The following is a 19,599-nucleotide window of genomic DNA, read 5'->3' as shown; positions in this document are numbered from 1 at the left end:
TCGATGCGACTCAAAGTTTCAGGCCCGTTAAACAATATCAGGCTGCCAGTGCAAGCCGCTGGTCCATATCCAGCTCTATTCGGCCATACGGATTAACGTGTTGGTATATCAACGGCGTTAGTCCACGCCAGTCTTCTTCAGTCATTCGTTGGCGCCAGGCCGGCTCAGACAAAATATTCTGAATCAACAACGTATTGATATACACCAGACTGATTTGCAACAGATGCAATGACAGCATCGACAGTTCCTGCTCTGCTGTCCGGTTGCTGGTAAATTCACCATGCTCGCCATAAAAAATAAAATCATTGGCACTGTTCCAGTTTTCCACAACGTTCAGACCTGCATTAATTTCGCAGCGGAGAGACTCATCATGCAAATAACGGCAAAGGAAAATAGTTTTAATCGCCTTACCCAATTCAGCCAGTGCTTTATAGGTTGGATGTTGCGCATTGTTACGGGTGAAGCGCCGCAATATGGCCTCAGGTTCGGCCGTGCCGACCCTGAGTGCTGCCGTATATTTGATTATCTCGTCATACTGCTGCGAAATGAGTTCCCAGTCGATCCCCCGGGTTAAAATCGGCGTCAAATGAGGATACAAAGCAGCATCTTCTTTTTCGCACAAATTCAGTTTTTGCCTGGCAATACCTTTCAGGCGTGGCAACAGGTCAAATCCCAGCACGTAGCTGAATGCAAAGGCCACCTCACTTTGCCCATGGCTGTCAACATACTGGTGGTTGATTTCCATGTCAGTACAGTGCCGCAGGACGCCTTCCATCATAGCGGCCACTTCAGAGGAGGAGCAGCGCCGCAGTTGTGAATAAACGCATGTTGAGTGGGTATCCACATGCCAGTAAATCATTACGCCTCGCCCACCGTAACGTGCATGCCATTCAGTCATCAGATTTTGGTCATAGGCGCCGAATTTCCGGGAATCTGAGGCACAGGATGTGGTGGCATTCCCCCAGATATCGGGTTGGCGGATATGGAGAATTCCATTAACAATGTGTGAAATCGCACTACGTAGAGCGTCTTTGTTAATGAAACGCCGTTTGACGTAACGCAGTTCGTCATAACTGACACTGGGTTGCTGGCTGGCTACCCGCTTCAACCCGACATTGGTACCGAGGCCGAAAAGGCATAACAGCAGGCGACGTTGTAATATTTCTGGTTCAAGAACCTCCCGACTGGCAGAAGTTCGAAATACCGCTGAGAAGTTTTCACGTAAATCGACTTCTTTAATAATATCGATTAACTCCAGATCGTCCCACCGTTGGCCAATCTCACGCTTCAATGCCGTTGTATTGGGAGGTTCAATCTGTCTGTCCAGTGGCGTCAGATGGATCCTGTTCTTGCCCTGTTCCCTGAGACGAAGTTTGGCATTTTTCGGCAGACCATTATTGGGGTTTGAGGGCCAATGGGGCGAAAACCTACGCTAAGAAGGGCAATCTGCGATGTAAATTGGCTGGTTAATTTTTGGCTATATAAAATGACTGCTTAACGGCGTTTCTGGTTCCGTTACTCCCCAAACCCCAATACCGCGCTCTGCCATAATATCGACGGGATAATCTAGGCGACGGAAGACATTTCGGATCAATGGCATCTGCGTGTAACATCACAAAAAAACGCGTTTTAGCGTCAAAGGATATAGCTTTTAAGTTATCGCGCTTTCGGTGTCGCATTTAGGTTATCTCATTACCCCAAAATACCAGCCAAACACCGTATGAGGGCTGGCGGCGGGTAATCACTTCCAGCGACTCGACACCGCCGAAATTTCCGGCCCCATAAAATAGTGGATTGGCTGAAAGCAGTCTCATAGGGTAAAAAGCAAGACTCTGGGGCTAAACGCGTAGACGCTATATTATTGTCAATAAATCCCGGGCATCAATCATTGTAAGCATCGATGCCCTCTGAGCGGGATATAATCCGAGATAAAGTGTTCAACCAGTCTGAAACCCACTGAATATCCCAATATCCAAGAGATATTCCAGTGCCGAAAAACCATACATCATGACTGTAGCCTGGGTTCCAAGCCGGAACGGAACCCGCCAAAATGCCTAGAAGCTGTACTTGGCACCCAGCATGGCTGCCGTGTCACTGTAACCTTTGTTACCCACCTGCTGGCCAACATTGCCCCACAGACTCACTTGTTTGTTGAGTTGACCTTCAACACCCACTTTCAATTCTGCAATATTCGCCGCACCGGCTTGCTTCACGCTAACACCATCCATAATGGTTCCAATGTCCTGAGTATTATGGACCCAGTTCGCTTCAACAAACGGCTGGAATACCCGATCCTTGCCTTTGTCCTGGTCACTGTAACCGTTCATAAAGGCTTTCATCCCCAGACGGGTCTGGATATTGTCATTCCCTTCACCAGACACACGGGTGCCGTTGGCTTCCGTATGGTCATCGGCTTTCACCCCCATCCAGGTCACCTGTGCTTTCGGCTGAATAAAGTACGTGGCATTCTTCGCCGCATTTTCACCGACTTTGAAGGTATAACCACTCTCAACCGACGCTGTCCCTCCCTTGGATTTGTACTCTTCACTCGCCAACTCCTGACCCGTGACCGTGTTGTTGAACCAACTGTACTGAACCCAGCTGTCCACATACAGACCTGACTTATCGGCCTCGTTGGCATACCAGGTACCGTAGACACCGGTACTGTAACCGTCTACCGTCCCTTTGGCATTGTAACCAGACACGCTGGACACCGTGGTACTCTTGCTGTTGCCATAACCGGCCATCAACCCCAGATGGAAACGGTTCACCCCGTTATGACTCCACTGGGCAATGTCGCCCCCCAGTTGCACGACATAACGGTTTGCCTGTGTGCTCAACTGACCGTGGTCATCACGGAAACGGTTATGACCGCCTTCGTTACGCAGCCACAGGCTGGTGACTTTTTGCTCGCCCGTCAGGGCATCAATGTACTGGGTCTCCCCCAGACGATCATGCAGACGGGTAACAAACATATTGTTAGTTGCCGCCAGGTTGGCAGAATAAGCGCCCATTTCTGGTCGTTCAACAGGTTGGTTTGGACCAGGATTAGGACCAGGATCTATGTGATAATTGAACAAATACCAGTTCTTATAATTTGTTCCCTGACCCCGCTCTAACTGGTATTCATAAGCACCAGCAACGATACGCCCAGACTGAATAAATTCGCCGTTTGATACACCTTGGACTTGTATCACTTCAATACCGTTGACTGTCTGTGCGCCCATCCCCCCTGCATTGTTAATTTTTACGCGGCTACTGCCTGAAGTATCCCCCTCTACCACTAACTTATCGGTATCCGACGGGTCCCCCCCAAGTACCGTAGACATGTAGAGTGTGCCATTATTACCGATATAGTCTCCCGTAATGGTTAACTGACTGTTGTCACCGAAATAGACCCCACCCGAGTTCACCAGACTGGCTATCGTCTGGTGAAAACTGTTTAGGCCCAGAACACCGGGTGCATCAACAATATAATTTGAATTGGGACTAAAGGTGTTTTCCGCCCCTGCAGATAAATTACCCGCAATAATATGGGTTATGCCTGAATAGGTGTTGAGTCCGGTAAAAGTGGTACTCCCCTGGTAAATATCAACTTTTCCTGCCCCACTGATAACCGGAGAGAACAGGTAATTTGTGCTGGTGTGGTTAAAACTCAACGTACCGCTCCCAGAGCCAAAGGTAACCGTTGGCGTCTCAATAAAACCTGCCGTAGAGTCTCCCCCAGTACCGATACTCAACAAGCCTACAGCGTTTATGCCACTGGCGATAACCATACCCGTGGCTGACGATACCGTGCCATTATTTGCAACATACAGCGAGCCATCGACTGCGTTGGCGCTGGTCCCTAGCCCAATATTTAATAAACTGACCATCGACCAGAGGGAGCCTTGCCCAGACACCAGAGCAACACTTTTTCCTTCTGGATTGAGTTGAGCAATATTATTTGTAAAGGTAGGGTGAGTAGAGATAAGTTTCGCACCGTCTAGCACCATTAAAGATCCGTTACCGAATGTACCCACTGAGACAGTGGCCGCCTCAATAGTAGACCCGGCACCGGAGAGATAAACACTGCCGTTACTATTCCTCGATAATGAAGTATTGCCTTGACCTCCCCCAATACGCAAAACTGACGCAATCTTGACGGTGCCTCCGTCTGTTACATACAGTTCACCGTAGCCTAAGTGACCTACATTTATCCCCGGTGCAATACCAGTAGTTGATACGGAATTATTAATCAGTGAGGAGCCGGGGCCACGCACAATAACCACTCCTGAGCTCGTGGCACTGTCTCCTATCGTGAGTGGTTTTGTCGCACTGCTGTTAGCTATGGTAACGTTACCGCCGTTTTCGATAATCAATGTCCCGAGACCCGCGGCATTACTCGTAATCAACGAGTTGGTATTCAGGCTTGTCCCATCGCCAGTGACGGTTAATGAGCCCGACTGGCTCCCGCCAATGAGCACTGCTGATGTGCCAACCAGGTTGGTATCTACCACAGCGCCATTTCCAATCGTCAATGAGGCAGGGTTATTCACCCCAACCGTAATTTGCCCCTGACTCGTTGATGTATTAATGACATTACCCAGATCATCGAAAACAAGAGGTGCTGACAATCCAGCATTAGACAATAAAGACAGCGAACTCAACCCTAATATTAGTAATGTAGATATCGTTTTCTGTTGAGGTTTTTTCTCTTTCATCATATCAATGCCTTCTAAATTTTAACCTGAGCGTACCATCGGACTGCATGAGGGATTTCATGAGCAAATATACGTGCCACAGATGCAACAAAATTATTGCGCAATGCGGGATTTTCTGGAGCTACTATAGTATGCAATTCTAGGTTCAGGAGTGTATCCAGGGGTTCGGGGTTGAGTAGACCTACCCAGTCGCCCAGGTAAGTCCCTCCTCAGAACCGGACGTGCCGAACTACCGCATCCGGCTCCCGACAGATCAGTGTCCCCACACATATTCAGCCAGATTTGAACATTGATCGGGTTTTCCATAACGACGGATAGCCCCGCATTTTTAGAATCAGACCTAGTTTTTCCCATGTCATACGACGGTGCCCACCCTTGCGGTTGAACCATCTGTAGATGATCCGTTTGCTCTGGTAGATGAATTGGGGTTCCGTGCACATTTCCTCCAAAAGCCCCACCTTCACGTCATATCACTTTGAATTTTCATGAGAAAGCTTTTCATTTTTAACATCGTTTTTTATTTTTCTTTTCAGCCGAAAGTAGGTCGCTCGAGAAACTCCTGTTTTTTCTGTCACACTGTTCACCGTTTCACCTTGCAAAATCAAGGTCAGAGCTGCCGGTGTCCGGGGATGAATTTTTCTTCCAAATTTTACGCCTGCTGCCAATGCTACTATTCTACCGTCATTAGTCCGTTCCAGGATGCGTTCACACTCAGCTTCTGCCACTGCAGCTAGGATCTGGATAACCATTTTCCCCATAGTACCTTCGGTACTGAGGCCATTCTCCAGGAAGCGGATTGCTATCCCTTTTTTGTAGCAGCCATCAACAACACGGATCATGTCAGCGGTGTTACGTCCAAGGCGATCCATTTTTGTGCAGATGATGACGTCATCTTTCTCTGCACGGGCCAACAAGCGCTGTAACCCCTCTCGCTCATCCGTTGCCCCCGTCATCATATCTGTAAAAATGCGATCCTCGCGGATACCAGCACTTTTCAGCTCCATAATCTGATGCGTCAATTTTTGATGGCTGGTTGATACCCGTGCATACCCCAGTAATGCCATTTTTGGTCTCACTTATCGTTTTTGATACTGCGTGGTATCATAATGCACGAAATGCGACTTTTGAAACCTACTTTCGAACTGTTTAGACAGGTATCAAATATCATAATATTTGAGATAATTAAAAGTAGACCAAAGTCATACTTATGCAAGGAACGCTGAATGCCTATCGATTTTTTGACCGAAGAGCAGAAACAAAATTATGGGCGTTATGCGGCAGAACCGAACGAGGTACAACTGTCTCGTTATTTTATTCTGGATGAAAATGATCTGACATTCATAGCACAACGGCGCGGGGACCAGAACCGTCTCGGTATAGCCCTTCAACTGACATCAGTCCGATTTTTAGGAGCGTTCCTGGCTGATTTGACTTTGGTTCCGCGCAATGTACAAACCGTTGTTGCCAGGCAGCTTTCAATCAGTCGGACTGATATTCTGGCAGAATACGCCAAACGAGAACCAACCCGTTGGGAGCATTACGCTCAAATCAAAAAGTATTATCACTATCATGAATTCGGGGAGTTTCCGTGGACATTTAGGCTGAACCGGTTGTTGTATACCCGTGCATGGATTAGCAATGAACGCCCCAGCCTGATGTTCGATTTCGCTACTGCATGGCTGGTACAACATAAAATTTTATTACCAGGAGCCACAACACTCACCAGAGTGATCACCGAAATCCGCGAACGAGCGGCTAACCGGCTTTGGCAACGATTGCTGGTATTGCCCAATGATGAACAGAAACAGCAACTGGGTGAATTACTGAGCTTTAGTGAAGGTCAGAGAGTATCCATGTTTGAGCGACTGAAAAAAGGTCCTGTGACAATCAGTAGCCCTGCGTTTAATGATGCACTGGATCGCTATAACACATTGCACCAACTGGGTTTTCAGCAACTTGATTTTACAGGTCTTCCACCGGCTCAGCTAAAAAGTCTCGCCCGCTATGCAAATGTTACCTCGGTAAAAAAGATAGCTCGTATGCCCATGAAGAAACGTACAGCGATACTTATTGCCTTTGTTAAATCATTGGAGGTCACTGCGCTGGATGAAGCCATCGATGTTTTGGATATGCTGATCACTAATATTGCGGGAGAGGCTAAAAAAGCGGGGCAAAAGAAGCGGCTGAGGACGCTGAAGGATCTGGACCGCTCTTCGTTGATGCTAGCTAAAGCCTGTGCACTCCTGCTGGATGAGGTAACTGATGATGTGCACCTCCGAAAATCGATTTTTTCCTGCATTCCCAAAGAAAGACTGGCTGAGTCAGTCAAAATGGTCAACGAGCTGGCTCGGCCGGCAGACAATAATTTCCACGATGAAATGATTGAACAATATGGACGCGTTCGCCGTTTTCTGCCCAGAGTACTACGGGAGTTAACTTTTCGGGCTGCTCCGGCGGGAGAACATACCCTGGCAGCCTTTAACTATTTATCGTCACTAGGCACTTCAAGAAAGCACATACTTGACGACGCGCCGAAAAATATTATCACCGGTGCCTGGAAACGACTGGTCTTTGACGAAGAAGGCCGAGTGAGAAGACCTGGCTATTCACTATGCCTACTGGAACGGTTTCAGGATGCATTAAGGCGGCGGGATATTTACCTTGAGAATAGCGATCGTTGGGGTGATCCACGGTCAAAACTGTTACAAGGGGCAGAATGGCAAGCCCAACGCGTCCCTGTCTGTCGAGCATTAGGTCACCCTGTAAATGCTCGGCAGGCAACAGAAAAGCTGGCTCAGCAGTTAGATTTTGCCTGGAAAACGGTAGCTGATGGTTTTAATGATAATGCGTCAGTTCATATTGACCACGCAGGGAAACATCCTACGCTGACTATCAGCAGCCTTGAGAAACTGGATGAACCACCCAGCCTGATAGCTCTCAACAGGCAAGTCAGACGTCTTTTACCCTTGGTGGATCTGACGGAGCTATTGCTGGAAATCAATGCTCATACAGGATTTGCCGAAGAGTTTACTCATGTCAGCGAGTCCAATGCGCGAGCGAAAGACCTGCATATCAGCATTTGTGCCGTATTACTGTCAGAAGCCTGCAATATTGGCTTTGAGCCATTGATTAAGCACAATATTCCATCATTAACCCGGCATCGCCTGAGCTGGGTTAAACAAAATTATTTTCGGGCCGAAACGCTTATCAAAGCTAATGCCCGCCTGGTTGATTATCAGGCTACCTTGAGCCTGGCACAGCGATGGGGTGGTGGAGAAGTTGCTTCTGCTGACGGTATGCGTTTTGTTACGCCAGTAAAAACGATTAACGCCGGACCCAATCGAAAATACTTTGGCTCCAATCGGGGAATTACCTGGTACAACTTTATTTCCGATCAGTTTTCTGGTTTTCACGGCATTGTTGTACCGGGCACCTTGAGGGACTCAATCTTTGTTCTGGAGGGTTTACTTGAACAACAAACGGGGTTGAATCCACAGGAAATTATGACTGATACAGCAGGTTCCAGCGATTTGATATTCGGTCTGTTCTGGCTGTTGGGATACCAGTTTTCTCCCCGTCTGGCGGACGCCGGAGATGCCGTTTTCTGGCGAGTTGATAAAAATGCTAATTACGGCCCTCTCAATGAACTGGCCCGTGGTTGCATTAATCTGGCACTGATTGAGGCTAACTGGGACGATATGATGCGGATTGCAGGCTCTCTTAAGCTGGGTACTGTACAAGCATCAGAGTTAATCCGTAGTTTATTGAAGAGCACGCGTCCGTCCAGTCTGGCACAGGCCATCATTGAAGCGGGGCGAATAAATAAAACGCTGTATCTATTGAATTATATTGATGATGAAGATTACCGTCGCCGAATACTAACGCAACTAAACCGGGGTGAAGGAAGACATAGTGTGGCTCGCGCCATTTGTCATGGCCAACGTGGCGAAATCAGAAAGCGCTATCGCGAAGGGCAAGAGGATCAACTGGGATCGTTGGGACTGGTAACAAATGCTACTGTTTTATGGAATACGCTGTATATGCAGGAAGCCCTTGGACATATTAATACTGATAGCCAGCCTACTGAAATTAATGAAGAAGATATATCCAGATTATCACCATTGATGCATGGCCATATCAATATGTTAGGTCATTACTCATTCACCTTGTCTGAAAATGTGATGAAAGGTGAGCTAAGACCGTTAAATCAACAGGTTAACGAATATATAGACGCTTAGCGTAGGTTTTCGCCCCATTGGACCTCAAACCCCGCTAACTTCTCTACGCTAATGAGACATAACCCTTTAGCTTAGGTTCTGTCGCATTAAGGCGTGGTCAGGTAACATGCTGTTTTTTTTACGATGTTGCCTGCCCATGTCTCTGATCCGAAATGCCTTTAAACGCCTGCATTATCCCACTGATATCAACGCGCAATGTGTTCGTTGGTATCTGGCTTACGCCCTCAGCCTGCGCAATTTGGAAGAGATGATGGCAGAGCGCGGTATTATCGTTGACCACTCCACGCTTCACCGCTGGGTCATCCGCCGGGTGCCCTTGCTGGATAAGGCGTTTCGCCGGCATAAACGCTCAGTAGGTCGTCGGTGGCGCATAGATGAAACCTACATAAAAATCAAAGGTCAGTGGAAATATTTGTACCGGGCGGTCGATACTGCAGGCCAGACCATCGACTTCCTGCTGACGGCCAAACGGGACGCTGCAGCGGCATTGCGCTTCTTTCGCAAGGCCATTAGTCATCACGGCGAACCTGATGAGGAAGCGATTACCGTCAGGCAGAGTAAATACCTGAACAACCTGATAGAGCAGGACCATCGGAATATCAAACGATGCATACGGCTGATGCTGGGATTCAAATTCCGCTTAACTTTTTTACCTTTAATGCTACATAATCTTAAATAATTTGCAATGAATGAAGAATACAGAAACCACCGTACTGCGTGGACCGCTGGCGAATTGAGGTTTGTGCAAGCCCACTATCACACGCGACCCGTTTCAGAGATAGCGGTTCACCTGGGTCGCACTGTGACCGCAATAAGACTGGCGGCCAAATCGTTGGGGCTTTGTAAGGCACATGTGGGACCTTGGACGGAAGAGGAAAAAGAAATCCTCCGTACACATTATGCTAACGGTGAAGGGATAACCTATGTGCGCACCTTACTGCCAGGTAGAGAGAGAAAGTCCATTTTTATGATGGCAAAAGTGCTGGGGATAAAAAGTCTCCGGAGCTGGCAGGAAAGTGAAGTCCATATTTTGACACAGTTTTACGCCCTAATGGGCACCAAAGTGGCGCAAAAACTGCCGCGTAGGAGTGCTGAGTCGATCAAAATCAAAGCAAGCCAACTGGGCCTGAAATACACGAAATTCAGCGTACGAGAGACACCCTTTCAGCGCTGGAGTGATGAAGAATGGCGTTTGCTGGAGAGAAACCTGCATTTATTCCCTTCCGAGATGACAGCATTGTTTCCAAATCGAACCCAAACGGCGATTGAAAAGGCGAAAGAAAGATTAACTCACCGCAAACTCAGGCAGAAGACGCAGAGCAACTGAGGAAGCACTGTTGCAAATAGCCAATGGTGGTATCTTTTCGTTGGAGTTACAAGCGAATGAACCTTTTCCATGGTCAGCATTTTCAGAATGAGATCATCCTTTGGGCCGTTCGCTGATATTAAAAATATGGTATCAGCTATCACGAACTTCAGGAAATGCTGGCCTAATGCGGTGTGAATGTTGATCACACTGCGATTTACCGATGGGTTCAACGCCTATGCCCTGAAATGGAAAAGCGACGGTTGCCGTACTGGCGTAATCCCTCTGCTCAACCAATTGAAAGAGCTTGGCAATATGTTGAGTTTCCCGCTGATGCGCCCCGTTAACTCAGGCACTTTTCAATTGCGGGCATCGGGGCGAATTTTGCTCGTAATCTGTTTGTTTTTCAGTTGGGGCAGAAAGTTTATATTTTGCGGTACTTTTTCAAAAAAAATGGAAAAATACTCCTCAAAGATTACATTAGCTTTTCATCGTCCGAAGGTATGGCTGATGCATAAAGTTTAACCGTTTATCATACCCAAGCACGTGCTCTTTTTTTGAACACACAGGAGGCAGATCAGGCATATGAAAAGGTCGTTGAAGAGTTTGCTTTACTGGATCAACTGACGGAATTGCGAGGAAATGTAGGGTTAACCCGCGACAATGCAACAGTCAGTATGGGAGTCAGTAATCGGGTTATCAGTTAGCTGGAAAAAATGTTACCGGGGTGGGGTGGCGGACGCTGAAGGGTTATGCTCAAGCGTGTGGCGTGAAACTCGCGCTGACTGCACATCATGGATAAAGACATGGATAAAGATTTATAGCGTTGGAACTGGATCCTGCTGTTCAGACAGCATCGTCGCTAATTGAACAGGATAGACATTGCGTAAGCGACAGCATTGAGATGACAATTATGAAAAGAAGATCAGAGACATATGAAATCAAAAAAATACGGTTACTCAATGCATTGTGGGAATTATGCATTACCCCTGATCAGGACACCCCAAAACCACTTCCTCCGCCTGAGTACTGGCGAAAAACGCGGGAATTGGCAGACCTGTGTGATGAGAATATTTATGTGACACGCCGATTGCTCCTGATACTTGATAATGAAGGAAAAGTATACTGCAGCCACCGAAAAATCAACAACTCACTGCGCTGGTATATTGTTACTCCATTCAAGTCTCAGTCATAGGGGTATGAGTTGAGCTGTTGGTTACTCGGACAGTGCCTCCTCAGAACCGGACTTGATGGTTAGGAAGTTGGATCCCTTTTTTTCCCTTAGGTCAGAGGCAAAATAGGGGGATAGGGCCATGCGTTTCATCCGCTCAGGCAGCACGAGGTTGACTATTGGTTAAAATAAACCCCATTTTGATGCCCAATACAAATTTCAGGCAGATCTTCCCTATGCCGCCTGCCGCAACCATCGCTCTGTTTTGAACTCCTGCCGACATCGCGCCAACAACTCTTCTGCACGGATACCAGCCTCCGCGCTGTTAAATACCATCCGACTACCACACAGCACGCACTGGTACGGATCCACATTGGTAAATTGTTTCATCAGCGACGCAAAGCCCGGTTTCGGCGGTTTTTTCTTCATTTCAATCCCCAGGGCGGTGTAGACCTTAGGCAATAACTCCCCCCGTTTGCGGTTGGCCAGAAAACCGTAATACCTGACCATCTTGAAATGGCGTGACGGGATATGGCTGATATAGCGCCACAACATCTCTTCCTGGCTGAGTCGTTGCGTGCGGTGTTGCTGAGTTCGGTGGTCATAGTAATGATGAACAACGGCTCCGCCGGTGTAATGACGCAGTTTTGAGGCTGCAATCGGTGGCCGTTTCAGATAGCGACCGAGGTAATTGACGTTTTGCCGGGCGTGTCGGGTCTTTTTAGCAAAGTGGATTTTCCAGCGCCGCTGAAACTGCGCCTCAAGAAACTGGCACCATTCCCGGTAATCCCTAATGTGTTGATAGCCGGCAGCAGATAAATTGAGCGAGGCATAGCTTTCTCGCAACAGGGTGATGACGGCCTGACGCCAATAGCGCTCAACGATTTTCTTTTTGAAGTAAACTGACCGCCAGATACCGTGTTTGAGGCACAAACCTCCGCGAGTGACGGACAGATGAATGTGCGGATGCTGATTGAGCTGGCGGCCATAGGTATGCAGGGCTACAAACAGGCCTATTTCGATATTGAGTTTTTTAGCCCATTTCAGCAGGGTATTGGCGGCGCAGGCGAAGAGTTTGTTGAGTAGGGGCCAGTTGTTGGCAAAGGCGGGCCAGAGTTTATCTGGCATGGTGAGGGTGATGTGCTGCCATTCGCAGTCGGGCAGGATGTGCTGTTGCTCAGCAATCCATTGCTCGGTGGCTTTCATGCCACAGGCGCTGCAGCCTTTGCTTTTACAACTTTGGCAGACGTATTTGGTGTGAGAACAGTGGGCAGAAGCGCAGCCATATCGGCGAACGCCCATGGCGCCGGTCCCGCAGGCGAGCATCCGCTCGACGACCCGTTTGGTCCATTCGGGGACGACGCTATCGTGTTTAGCGAGTAACTGGCCCCAGCCATCATCAATCTGGAAGAGGAGTTTTGACGGTCTAGGTATGTGCATACACGGGAGTATAGCGAGCTACGATGCCTGAAGAAAGTCACTTTCTAACAGCGTCTTAGCTCCCGCCGCAGGCGGGCTACTGTTCATAGCCTCCCCGCTTCACTGGCTTTGTCTCATGTGCATTTGTGCATAACTGACTGTTATAAATGAGAATATTCCTACACAGAAAGGGATGTAGTCCGATATAAACAGCATTTGCCTTACTGTAGAGTTAAACCACATCAAATCACTCACTAGCTATATTGCTTCATTAGTTTTATTCTAATTCTATCTTTTTAAAAGTATCAAATCATAAACAATGCTGACCAAAACAACTCTTTAATTATAATTTTATTTTTTTTCATAAAGGATATAGCCCAATATTTTTCTATTTAAATTGATAATATTCAATGAGTTGTAACCAATTGTAATTGAATTAGGTTGCATTTGTGTTTAACTAATCTTTACTCAAAATTTACAATATATCAAATCAAGGCGGTGTGGTTTTTTAGGGATTTTTCCCTTGAATTTAATTTCACATGGTAATAAGGCAAATAGTTCAAATTAAATATGAAATATTTTGTAAGTAATAAATTTAGATTTATCCATAACCTGAACATTACTTACTAATAAGTAATATTTTATCAATTAACCAGGCATCTGAGCATAAAATGAAATTATCAACCAAAATAAGCGTGCTGACCGGACTTCTTTTTTTTGGCACTTCTATGGTCATGGCTGCTGATATAAGTACAATTAATATCACTGGCAACGTTATTGCAACGCCCTGTACCGTTGATGCGGCTAACTCAGTGATGAATATTGAATTTGATAATATCCAAGCAACAGCGTTAGCGACAGCGGGTTCTTTCAGTCCATGGAAAAGCTTTGCGATTACACTGAGCAATTGTCCGGTATCAACAACTAAAGTCAGTGCGGCTTTTTCAGGGACGGCAGATACGTCAGATGCAACACGTTATAAAAATACCGGCACAGCTTCTAATATGTCCGTTGAGTTGCAAAGCAGTGGTGGAGTTAATTTAGGAAACAGTAAAAAAACTAACGTCACAGTGAATTCTTCAAATAAACAAGCTGTTTTTTCATTGCAAACACGCGCTTATTCAGCTGCCGGTAATGTAATGCCCGGCACAATAAACAGTACTGTACTGGCAACTTTTACTTACCAGTAAATATGGGGTTCACATAATTAAATTTCAATAAAAAAAGAATTTTCCTACAAAAAATTCAATAAATGACCATATATTCCCATCGATACTTGATGCTATACTTCAAGTAGATTTTAGTAGTGGAAATACACTACTATTTATAATTAATAGTGATATGCCCCATTTCCTCTTCGTTATTGAAGCTTAAGAACACTCTTAATGCGGAAACTAGCAGTAATCTATAAACAGAAAATTAAAATACACTTTTATTTTTCATGTATGATCCTGTAACCCGGTTACAGAAAGTAACAGTATTTACACTCTTATTAACTGCCGTCTGGCACGTTATTTATATCACCGTCTACATATATTTATGCAGGCGTACTTATCAAATATTTAATGGATATTGAAATGAAAAATAATTTATTCACCCTTGCATTAGTCGTTTCTGGTTTTTTAGCCACCTCCGTTTATGCTGCTGACGGCGTAATCAATTTTACCGGTGAAATTATTGACTCAGCTTGTCAAGTCGATGCTAACTCAGTGAGTAAGAGTGTTTCACTGGGTAAAATTGCCGCTTCATCATTTGCCGGTGTCGGCTCTACTGCTACCGCAACCAACTTCCAGTTGGTTCTTGCTGAGTGTCCGCTCGCCGCATCAAGCGCCACTATCAAATTTGATGGAACCAGTGTTGCCGGTGACAATAGTGTGTTGGCTCTGACTCCGAACGCTAATGTTGCTAAAGGGGTGGGCATCCAGTTATCTGATGCATCTCAGAACGTTATAAATCTATTCGAGAATTCTGCACCTTACACCCTCAAGACCGGCGCTGGCTCTACGACCAATCTGGACTTTACCGCACGTTATATAGCAACTCAGGAGACCGTGAGTGCTGGTAGCGCAAACGCGGTTGCCCAGTTCACCGTGATTTATCAGTAATCTTTCTTTTCATTGTACACGTTAGGAAAATTTTGCTGAAAGTAGGCCGGTATTAAACCGGTCTTATTTTTTTGAATGGAAATAATATGAGAATTTCCATATGATTAAACGTTTTCATCAGGCATATTGAACTGTCGCGCCTCTTAACTTAAGTTTTCGTTATTACCGAATTAAATTATATAGTTGGTTGAGCGCAAGTAATGGTCTTTAAATAAAGACTAGGTAAACCAGAATCGCCTAAAGCATCTATACTTTATTTAGATCTCATTCGGATTCGCATACAGGAAATTTCAATATGAAATCATGGTCAATGGCATTAGTGACAGGTTTACTCGTTACCGCATTTAGTTCAACAGCAGGTGTTATTGTGGGGGGGACTCGTCTTATTTATGATTCCGCCAAAAAAGAAGTGACATTAAGTGTCAGTAACCCTGATAACGTTGCTTACTTGATTCAATCTTGGGTGGACACGCAAGAGGGGGCAGAGGCTAAAGCTCCTTTCATTATCACGCCTCCTTTATTTCGGTTGGACAGTAATAAAAGTAACGTTTTACGGGTCGTCCGTGCTGGGGGGAACTTACCGGAAGAGAAAGAATCACTGTTTTGGTTGAACATCAAATCAATTCCTTCCAGTGAAAAAACAGATAACACTTTACAAATTGCAGTAAAAACAAGGATAAAACTGATTTATCGTCCGCAAGGAATGAAAGAAACACTAGATCAGTCTGCAAAAAATATTAAATGGCAACGAAATGGTAATACCCTTAAAGCTATCAATGACTCTGGTCATTACGTGACATTTTTTTCCATCAATGTTGGGGGAAAGGATATCTCAGAAGTAACAATGGTAGCCCCCGGGTCTACATTGACTATGCCCCTACCCGCAGGCAGTGCCGGTAACAGTGTCAATTGGCAAATCATTAATGATTACGGTGGTACCAGTGAAACCTATAGGGCCTCACTGTAAATTTAATCGGTTGATTTGTTAAAAAAAGCTACCGCGTAAATATTTTTTGGTAATAGAAAATGAAAAAAGGTCCGGCCCCAAAAACCATCAAAAAAATAAAACGCGATGCCTGTTTGACGCGGCTCAGTTACCTAATTTTGTGTCAATTGGGGTTGCTGATCACTGGTATCAGTAACACACAGGCACAAGAATATTTTAACCCAGCATTATTGGAACTGGATAACCCATCCCAAGCAGGTGCTGATTTATCCGTATTTGAACAAAATGACATGCAAGCTCCGGGGAAATATCGTGTTGATGTTCTACTCAATAACCAACTTATTGATACTCGCGAATTGGAGTTCACTCTGGTAAAAGGAAGTACCGGTAATGAAAGCCTACAGCCTTGCTTGTCATTTGATGATCTCAAAAAATTAGGAATTAAAGTTGATGCATTCCCTGAATTAGAAAAGAAAGGTTGTGTTGATTTATCCGCTGCTATTCCGCAGGCATCTTCAGAGTTTAATTTTGGCCAACAGCAGGTTAACCTGAGTATTCCACAGGCAGCGTTGACCCAGCAAATCCGAGGATATGTCCCCCCAGAGCAGTGGGATAAAGGCGTCACTGCATTTCTGGCTAATTATAGTTTTAACGGTTCTAACAGCAAATCGAATAATGAAAGCGGAAATAGCAATAATAGTTATTTTTTGAATTTACGTACAGGGTTGAATACCGGCCCGTGGCGATTGCGTAATAACTCGACCTGGAACCGTGACGCTGAAGGTTCAGATAAGTGGAGTTCAATAAATACCTATTTGCAGCGTGATATTATTGCTCTACACAGCCAGCTTACATTGGGGGACAGCACTTCCCCGAGTGATATTTTTGACAGTGTGCCATTTCGTGGCGGCCAATTAGCTTCAGATGAAGACATGTTGCCGGATAGCATGAGAGGTTATTCTCCCGTAGTCCGCGGGATTGCAAGAAGTAATGCCCAGGTTACCGTGCGTCAGAATGGTTTTGTTATTTATCAGAGCTATGTTTCACCAGGGGCATTTGAAATTAATGATCTGTATTCGACCTCTAGCAGTGGTGACCTGGCCGTAACCGTCACTGAGGCTGATGGCCGTGAACAGAACTTTATTGTGCCTTTTGCCTCAGTTCCGGTTTTGCAACGTGAAGGGACACTCAAGTACAGCTTTACCGGCGGTAATTATCGTTCTTCTGATAATAGTGTGGATAAAAATACCTTTGCGCAGGGAACGGCTATTTACGGTTTACCCTGGGGTTTAACGATATACGGAGGGGTACAGGGTGCCGCAAATTATCATTCCGTTGCCAGTGGGATCGGTAAAAACATGGGGCGTATTGGCGCGGTATCACTGGATATTACCGAAGCAAAATCGACCTTATCGGATGAGAGTAGCAGTAACGGTCAGTCATGGCGTTTCCGTTACGGTAAGAGTTTTGTTGACATTGGAACCAACCTTAGTCTCGCTGGTAATCGCTATTCCGAGCAAGGTTTTTATACCTTGCAGGAAACGCTGGATACCTATAATAGTAATCACACCCCTTGGTTTAAACAGCAAAAACGCAGCCGTGCAGAGGTTGTTATCAGTCAAAATCTCGGGGAGTTCGCAGGTTCCCTTTCGTTAAGCCTGATCGATGAAAGTTATTGGAATAACGGTCAAAAAACTCAATCAGTGAGTATTGGTTATAGTAATAGCTGGCAAGGGATCAGCTATGGCATTAACTATAATAGAAGCCAGAATGCAGCCAGTATGAATGGAACCCTCAGTCAGACTTCTGATCAGATAGTTGCTTTAAATATCAGTATTCCACTCAACCGCTTTATGAGCAATTCATGGGTAAATTACACCATGAGCGACACCAAAGGTGGGGCAACGACTCATAACGTTGCATTAAATGGTACCGCGCTGGAGAAAAATAATCTGAGCTGGGGCGTTAACCAGGGCTATGCCTCGCAGGGCGATGGGATGAATGGCAATGTAAGCGCCAGTTATGACGGTAGCATTGGACAGATTAATGGTGGTTACAGTTACGACAATAATCAAAAAAGGATTAACTATGGTGTGCAGGGTGGAATTATTGCTCATTCGAGCGGTATCACACTTTCACAGCCATTGGGTGAAACAATAGTATTGGTGAAAGCACCGGGTGCCAAGGGTGTAGCCGTCAATAATAATCGCGGAATTAAAACAGATCGGTGGGGATATGCTGTGGTGCCCTATACCAGCCCGTACCGTAACAACCCAATCAGCCTTGATACCAGTTCGCTGCCTGATGATGTTGAACTTGAGCTAACCAGCCAAACGGTCACTCCGACGCGGGGGGCCGTGGTCGTGGCTAATTATCAGACAAAAATTGGTCAGCGAATAATGATGACATTACAACAAGCAAATGGTCAGTGGGTACCTTTTGGTGCCATGGTCAGTGATATGGCCAATCCATCAACAACTGGTTTTATCGTTGGCGATAGTGGTCAGGTTTATCTGACCGGCATGACAAGCATCGGCAAGCTGCAAGTTCAGTGGGGAAAAAATAGTGATAGTCAATGTGTGGTTGATTACCAGTTGCCTAAAAAAAGTACTCAGGACACAACCTCAAACGGTATCCAAATTATTAATGGCCTCTGCCAATAAAGGAACAGAGATGAAAGTTATATGTAATGCTGGTTGTATGATGTTATTTTTATATAGCATTCACTCATGGGCTTTTACTAGTTGTACAGTTAACTCATCTGGGATCACGATCAATACCAGCTCGTTAATAATCAATAGGGATGCTGTTAATGGTACGCGCATAGAACCATCAAATGTAACCTCACCTATCACACTACTATATACTTGTCCGGCGGGTCTTTCCTATCCATCAGGGAATCAATATGCAGGCGTAAAAGCTATCACGGCCTCTTCAGGAATGAGCAGTGGTGGAAGCCCTATCTTTAATACCAATATTCCAGGCCTGGGAGTACAACTGGGTGCTGTGACCTCTGCGGGGAATCTCACCGGTTGGATTGGGACGGGTAATAATATAGATGGAAATATTAATCAGGTTGCATTCATATCCTCTCCGAGTGTGATGCCGTCATTATATGCCGGAGCAGCTGTCGCTTTTTATAAAACAGGTCCTATGACCTCGGGTGTATTAACACAAAGAGTTGGGTCAATGATTCTTGGCGCTACAGGAAGTTGGGCCACCGAAGTCCCAATTAATATTAGCGGTATGACAGTGACCGTCTTATCCTGTTCGCTCACGACACCAACGTTTACCGTGCCGCTAGGGAATATCTATGCGACCAGTTTTACCGGGGTGGGTAGTTTCACAGGGGCACAAAGTTTTAATTTGGGTCTGAATTGTGCCAGTGGCTCCAAAATCAATGTGTCGATGGCTGGTACACAAGATGCCAATACGGTTAACACCAGTGTACTAGCGTTAACCGGTGCCGGAACTGCGGGCGTAGCCAAAGGGGTCGGTGCACAAATCCTGTATAATAATAGCCCACTGACTATTGGTAGCTGGTTGTTACTAAAAACCTCGGCGGGGGGAGTAGAAACATTCCCATTTACAGCACGTTATTATCAAACATTGAGCAATGTTTTGCCTGGTACCGCCAATGCAACAGCAACACTCAATATTACTTATCAATAAGTAAGGTTCTGTCGCATTAAGGCGTTGTAAGTATTCAGC

12 protein-coding genes and 4 pseudogenes are annotated in these 19,599 nt (G+C 45.7%); 10 read left to right on the top strand and 6 right to left on the bottom strand.

Going from position 1 to position 19,599, the window contains the following annotated elements; translation table 11 throughout:
- Window positions 1-37: 37 nt before the first annotated feature.
- The 5 genes and pseudogenes from V1955_RS22565 to V1955_RS22545 form a co-directional block, all read right to left on the bottom strand.
- Window positions 38-1,417 (bottom strand): annotated as a pseudogene (locus V1955_RS22565) (Tn3 family transposase); the annotation flags it as partial.
- A gap of 262 nt (window positions 1,418-1,679) precedes the next feature.
- Window positions 1,680-1,814, bottom strand: coding sequence for a hypothetical protein (locus tag V1955_RS22560; RefSeq protein ID WP_442821496.1), 135 nt, complete (start codon window positions 1,812-1,814; stop codon window positions 1,680-1,682).
- A gap of 240 nt (window positions 1,815-2,054) precedes the next feature.
- Complete coding sequence (locus V1955_RS22555) at window positions 2,055-4,706, bottom strand: autotransporter outer membrane beta-barrel domain-containing protein (RefSeq protein WP_442821495.1); 2,652 nt, start codon at window positions 4,704-4,706, stop codon at window positions 2,055-2,057.
- A 269-nt stretch (window positions 4,707-4,975) separates the two neighbouring features.
- Window positions 4,976-5,128, bottom strand: a pseudogene (locus tag V1955_RS22550) (group II intron reverse transcriptase/maturase); the annotation flags it as partial.
- Window positions 5,129-5,173: 45 nt separating this feature from the next.
- Window positions 5,174-5,767 carry a recombinase family protein gene (locus tag V1955_RS22545; protein WP_442821494.1) on the bottom strand — a complete coding sequence of 198 codons (594 nt, stop codon included), beginning with the start codon at window positions 5,765-5,767 and terminating at the stop codon, window positions 5,174-5,176.
- Between the two features lie 159 nt (window positions 5,768-5,926).
- On the opposite strand from V1955_RS22545, the gene V1955_RS22540 reads away from it, so the two are divergent.
- From V1955_RS22540 to V1955_RS22520, 5 genes and pseudogenes are all read left to right on the top strand, one after another.
- Window positions 5,927-8,941: a Tn3 family transposase gene (locus V1955_RS22540; protein WP_442821493.1), complete on the top strand. Its 3,015-nt coding sequence runs from the start codon at window positions 5,927-5,929 to the stop codon at window positions 8,939-8,941.
- 136 nt (window positions 8,942-9,077) lie between these two features.
- A pseudogene (locus V1955_RS22535) lies at window positions 9,078-9,575 on the top strand (IS6 family transposase); the annotation flags it as partial.
- Between the two features lie 168 nt (window positions 9,576-9,743).
- On the top strand, window positions 9,744-10,268 hold the full coding sequence (locus V1955_RS22530) for a hypothetical protein (RefSeq protein WP_442821492.1): 525 nt from the start codon (window positions 9,744-9,746) through the stop codon (window positions 10,266-10,268).
- Between the two features lie 56 nt (window positions 10,269-10,324).
- Window positions 10,325-10,534 (top strand): annotated as a pseudogene (locus V1955_RS22525) (IS6 family transposase); the annotation flags it as partial.
- A 270-nt stretch (window positions 10,535-10,804) separates the two neighbouring features.
- Complete coding sequence (locus tag V1955_RS22520) at window positions 10,805-10,954, top strand: hypothetical protein (RefSeq protein ID WP_442821491.1); 150 nt, start codon at window positions 10,805-10,807, stop codon at window positions 10,952-10,954.
- 698 nt (window positions 10,955-11,652) lie between these two features.
- On the opposite strand, the gene V1955_RS22515 is transcribed toward V1955_RS22520, so the two are convergent.
- Window positions 11,653-12,858 carry an IS91 family transposase gene (locus V1955_RS22515; protein ID WP_442821490.1) on the bottom strand — a complete coding sequence of 402 codons (1,206 nt, stop codon included), beginning with the start codon at window positions 12,856-12,858 and terminating at the stop codon, window positions 11,653-11,655.
- Window positions 12,859-13,508: 650 nt separating this feature from the next.
- Between V1955_RS22515 and V1955_RS22510 the strand changes: the two genes are divergently transcribed.
- From V1955_RS22510 to V1955_RS22490, 5 genes are all read left to right on the top strand, one after another.
- Window positions 13,509-14,027, top strand: coding sequence for a fimbrial protein (locus tag V1955_RS22510; protein ID WP_442821489.1), 519 nt, complete (start codon window positions 13,509-13,511; stop codon window positions 14,025-14,027).
- Window positions 14,028-14,414: 387 nt separating this feature from the next.
- The gene (locus tag V1955_RS22505; protein ID WP_442821488.1) at window positions 14,415-14,942 is read left to right on the top strand and encodes a fimbrial protein; all 528 of its coding nucleotides are present in this window, start codon (window positions 14,415-14,417) and stop codon (window positions 14,940-14,942) included.
- 295 nt (window positions 14,943-15,237) lie between these two features.
- Window positions 15,238-15,909 (top strand): fimbrial biogenesis chaperone, encoded by a 672-nt coding sequence (locus tag V1955_RS22500; RefSeq protein ID WP_442821487.1) that lies wholly within the window; start codon window positions 15,238-15,240, stop codon window positions 15,907-15,909.
- A gap of 59 nt (window positions 15,910-15,968) precedes the next feature.
- The gene (locus V1955_RS22495) at window positions 15,969-18,551 is read left to right on the top strand and encodes a fimbria/pilus outer membrane usher protein (RefSeq protein WP_442821486.1); all 2,583 of its coding nucleotides are present in this window, start codon (window positions 15,969-15,971) and stop codon (window positions 18,549-18,551) included.
- Window positions 18,552-18,828: 277 nt separating this feature from the next.
- Window positions 18,829-19,560 (top strand): fimbrial protein, encoded by a 732-nt coding sequence (locus V1955_RS22490; RefSeq protein WP_442821485.1) that lies wholly within the window; start codon window positions 18,829-18,831, stop codon window positions 19,558-19,560.
- Window positions 19,561-19,599 lie beyond the last annotated feature (39 nt).

This window comes from Yersinia sp. 2545 StPb PI (assembly GCF_052217125.1).
Lineage (GTDB): Bacteria > Pseudomonadota > Gammaproteobacteria > Enterobacterales > Enterobacteriaceae > Yersinia > Yersinia enterocolitica_E.
The sequence above is the reverse complement of the archived record's forward strand: the minus strand, read 5'-3'. Positions and strand labels throughout refer to the sequence as shown.

Excerpts from the sequence above, each read along its gene's own strand:
- V1955_RS22560 (WP_442821496.1), bottom strand. The coding sequence starts at position 1,814 with ATGAGACTGCTTTCAGCCAATCCACTATTTTATGGGGCCGGAAATTTC.
- V1955_RS22510 (WP_442821489.1), top strand. The coding sequence starts at position 13,509 with ATGAAATTATCAACCAAAATAAGCGTGCTGACCGGACTTCTTTTTTTT.
- V1955_RS22555 (WP_442821495.1), bottom strand. The coding sequence starts at position 4,706 with ATGATGAAAGAGAAAAAACCTCAACAGAAAACGATATCTACATTACTA.
- V1955_RS22500 (WP_442821487.1), top strand. The coding sequence starts at position 15,238 with ATGAAATCATGGTCAATGGCATTAGTGACAGGTTTACTCGTTACCGCA.
- V1955_RS22540 (WP_442821493.1), top strand. The coding sequence starts at position 5,927 with ATGCCTATCGATTTTTTGACCGAAGAGCAGAAACAAAATTATGGGCGT.
- V1955_RS22490 (WP_442821485.1), top strand. The coding sequence starts at position 18,829 with ATGAGCAGTGGTGGAAGCCCTATCTTTAATACCAATATTCCAGGCCTG.
- V1955_RS22505 (WP_442821488.1), top strand. The coding sequence starts at position 14,415 with ATGAAAAATAATTTATTCACCCTTGCATTAGTCGTTTCTGGTTTTTTA.
- V1955_RS22515 (WP_442821490.1), bottom strand. The coding sequence starts at position 12,858 with ATGCACATACCTAGACCGTCAAAACTCCTCTTCCAGATTGATGATGGC.
- V1955_RS22495 (WP_442821486.1), top strand. The coding sequence starts at position 15,969 with ATGAAAAAAGGTCCGGCCCCAAAAACCATCAAAAAAATAAAACGCGAT.
- V1955_RS22545 (WP_442821494.1), bottom strand. The coding sequence starts at position 5,767 with ATGGCATTACTGGGGTATGCACGGGTATCAACCAGCCATCAAAAATTG.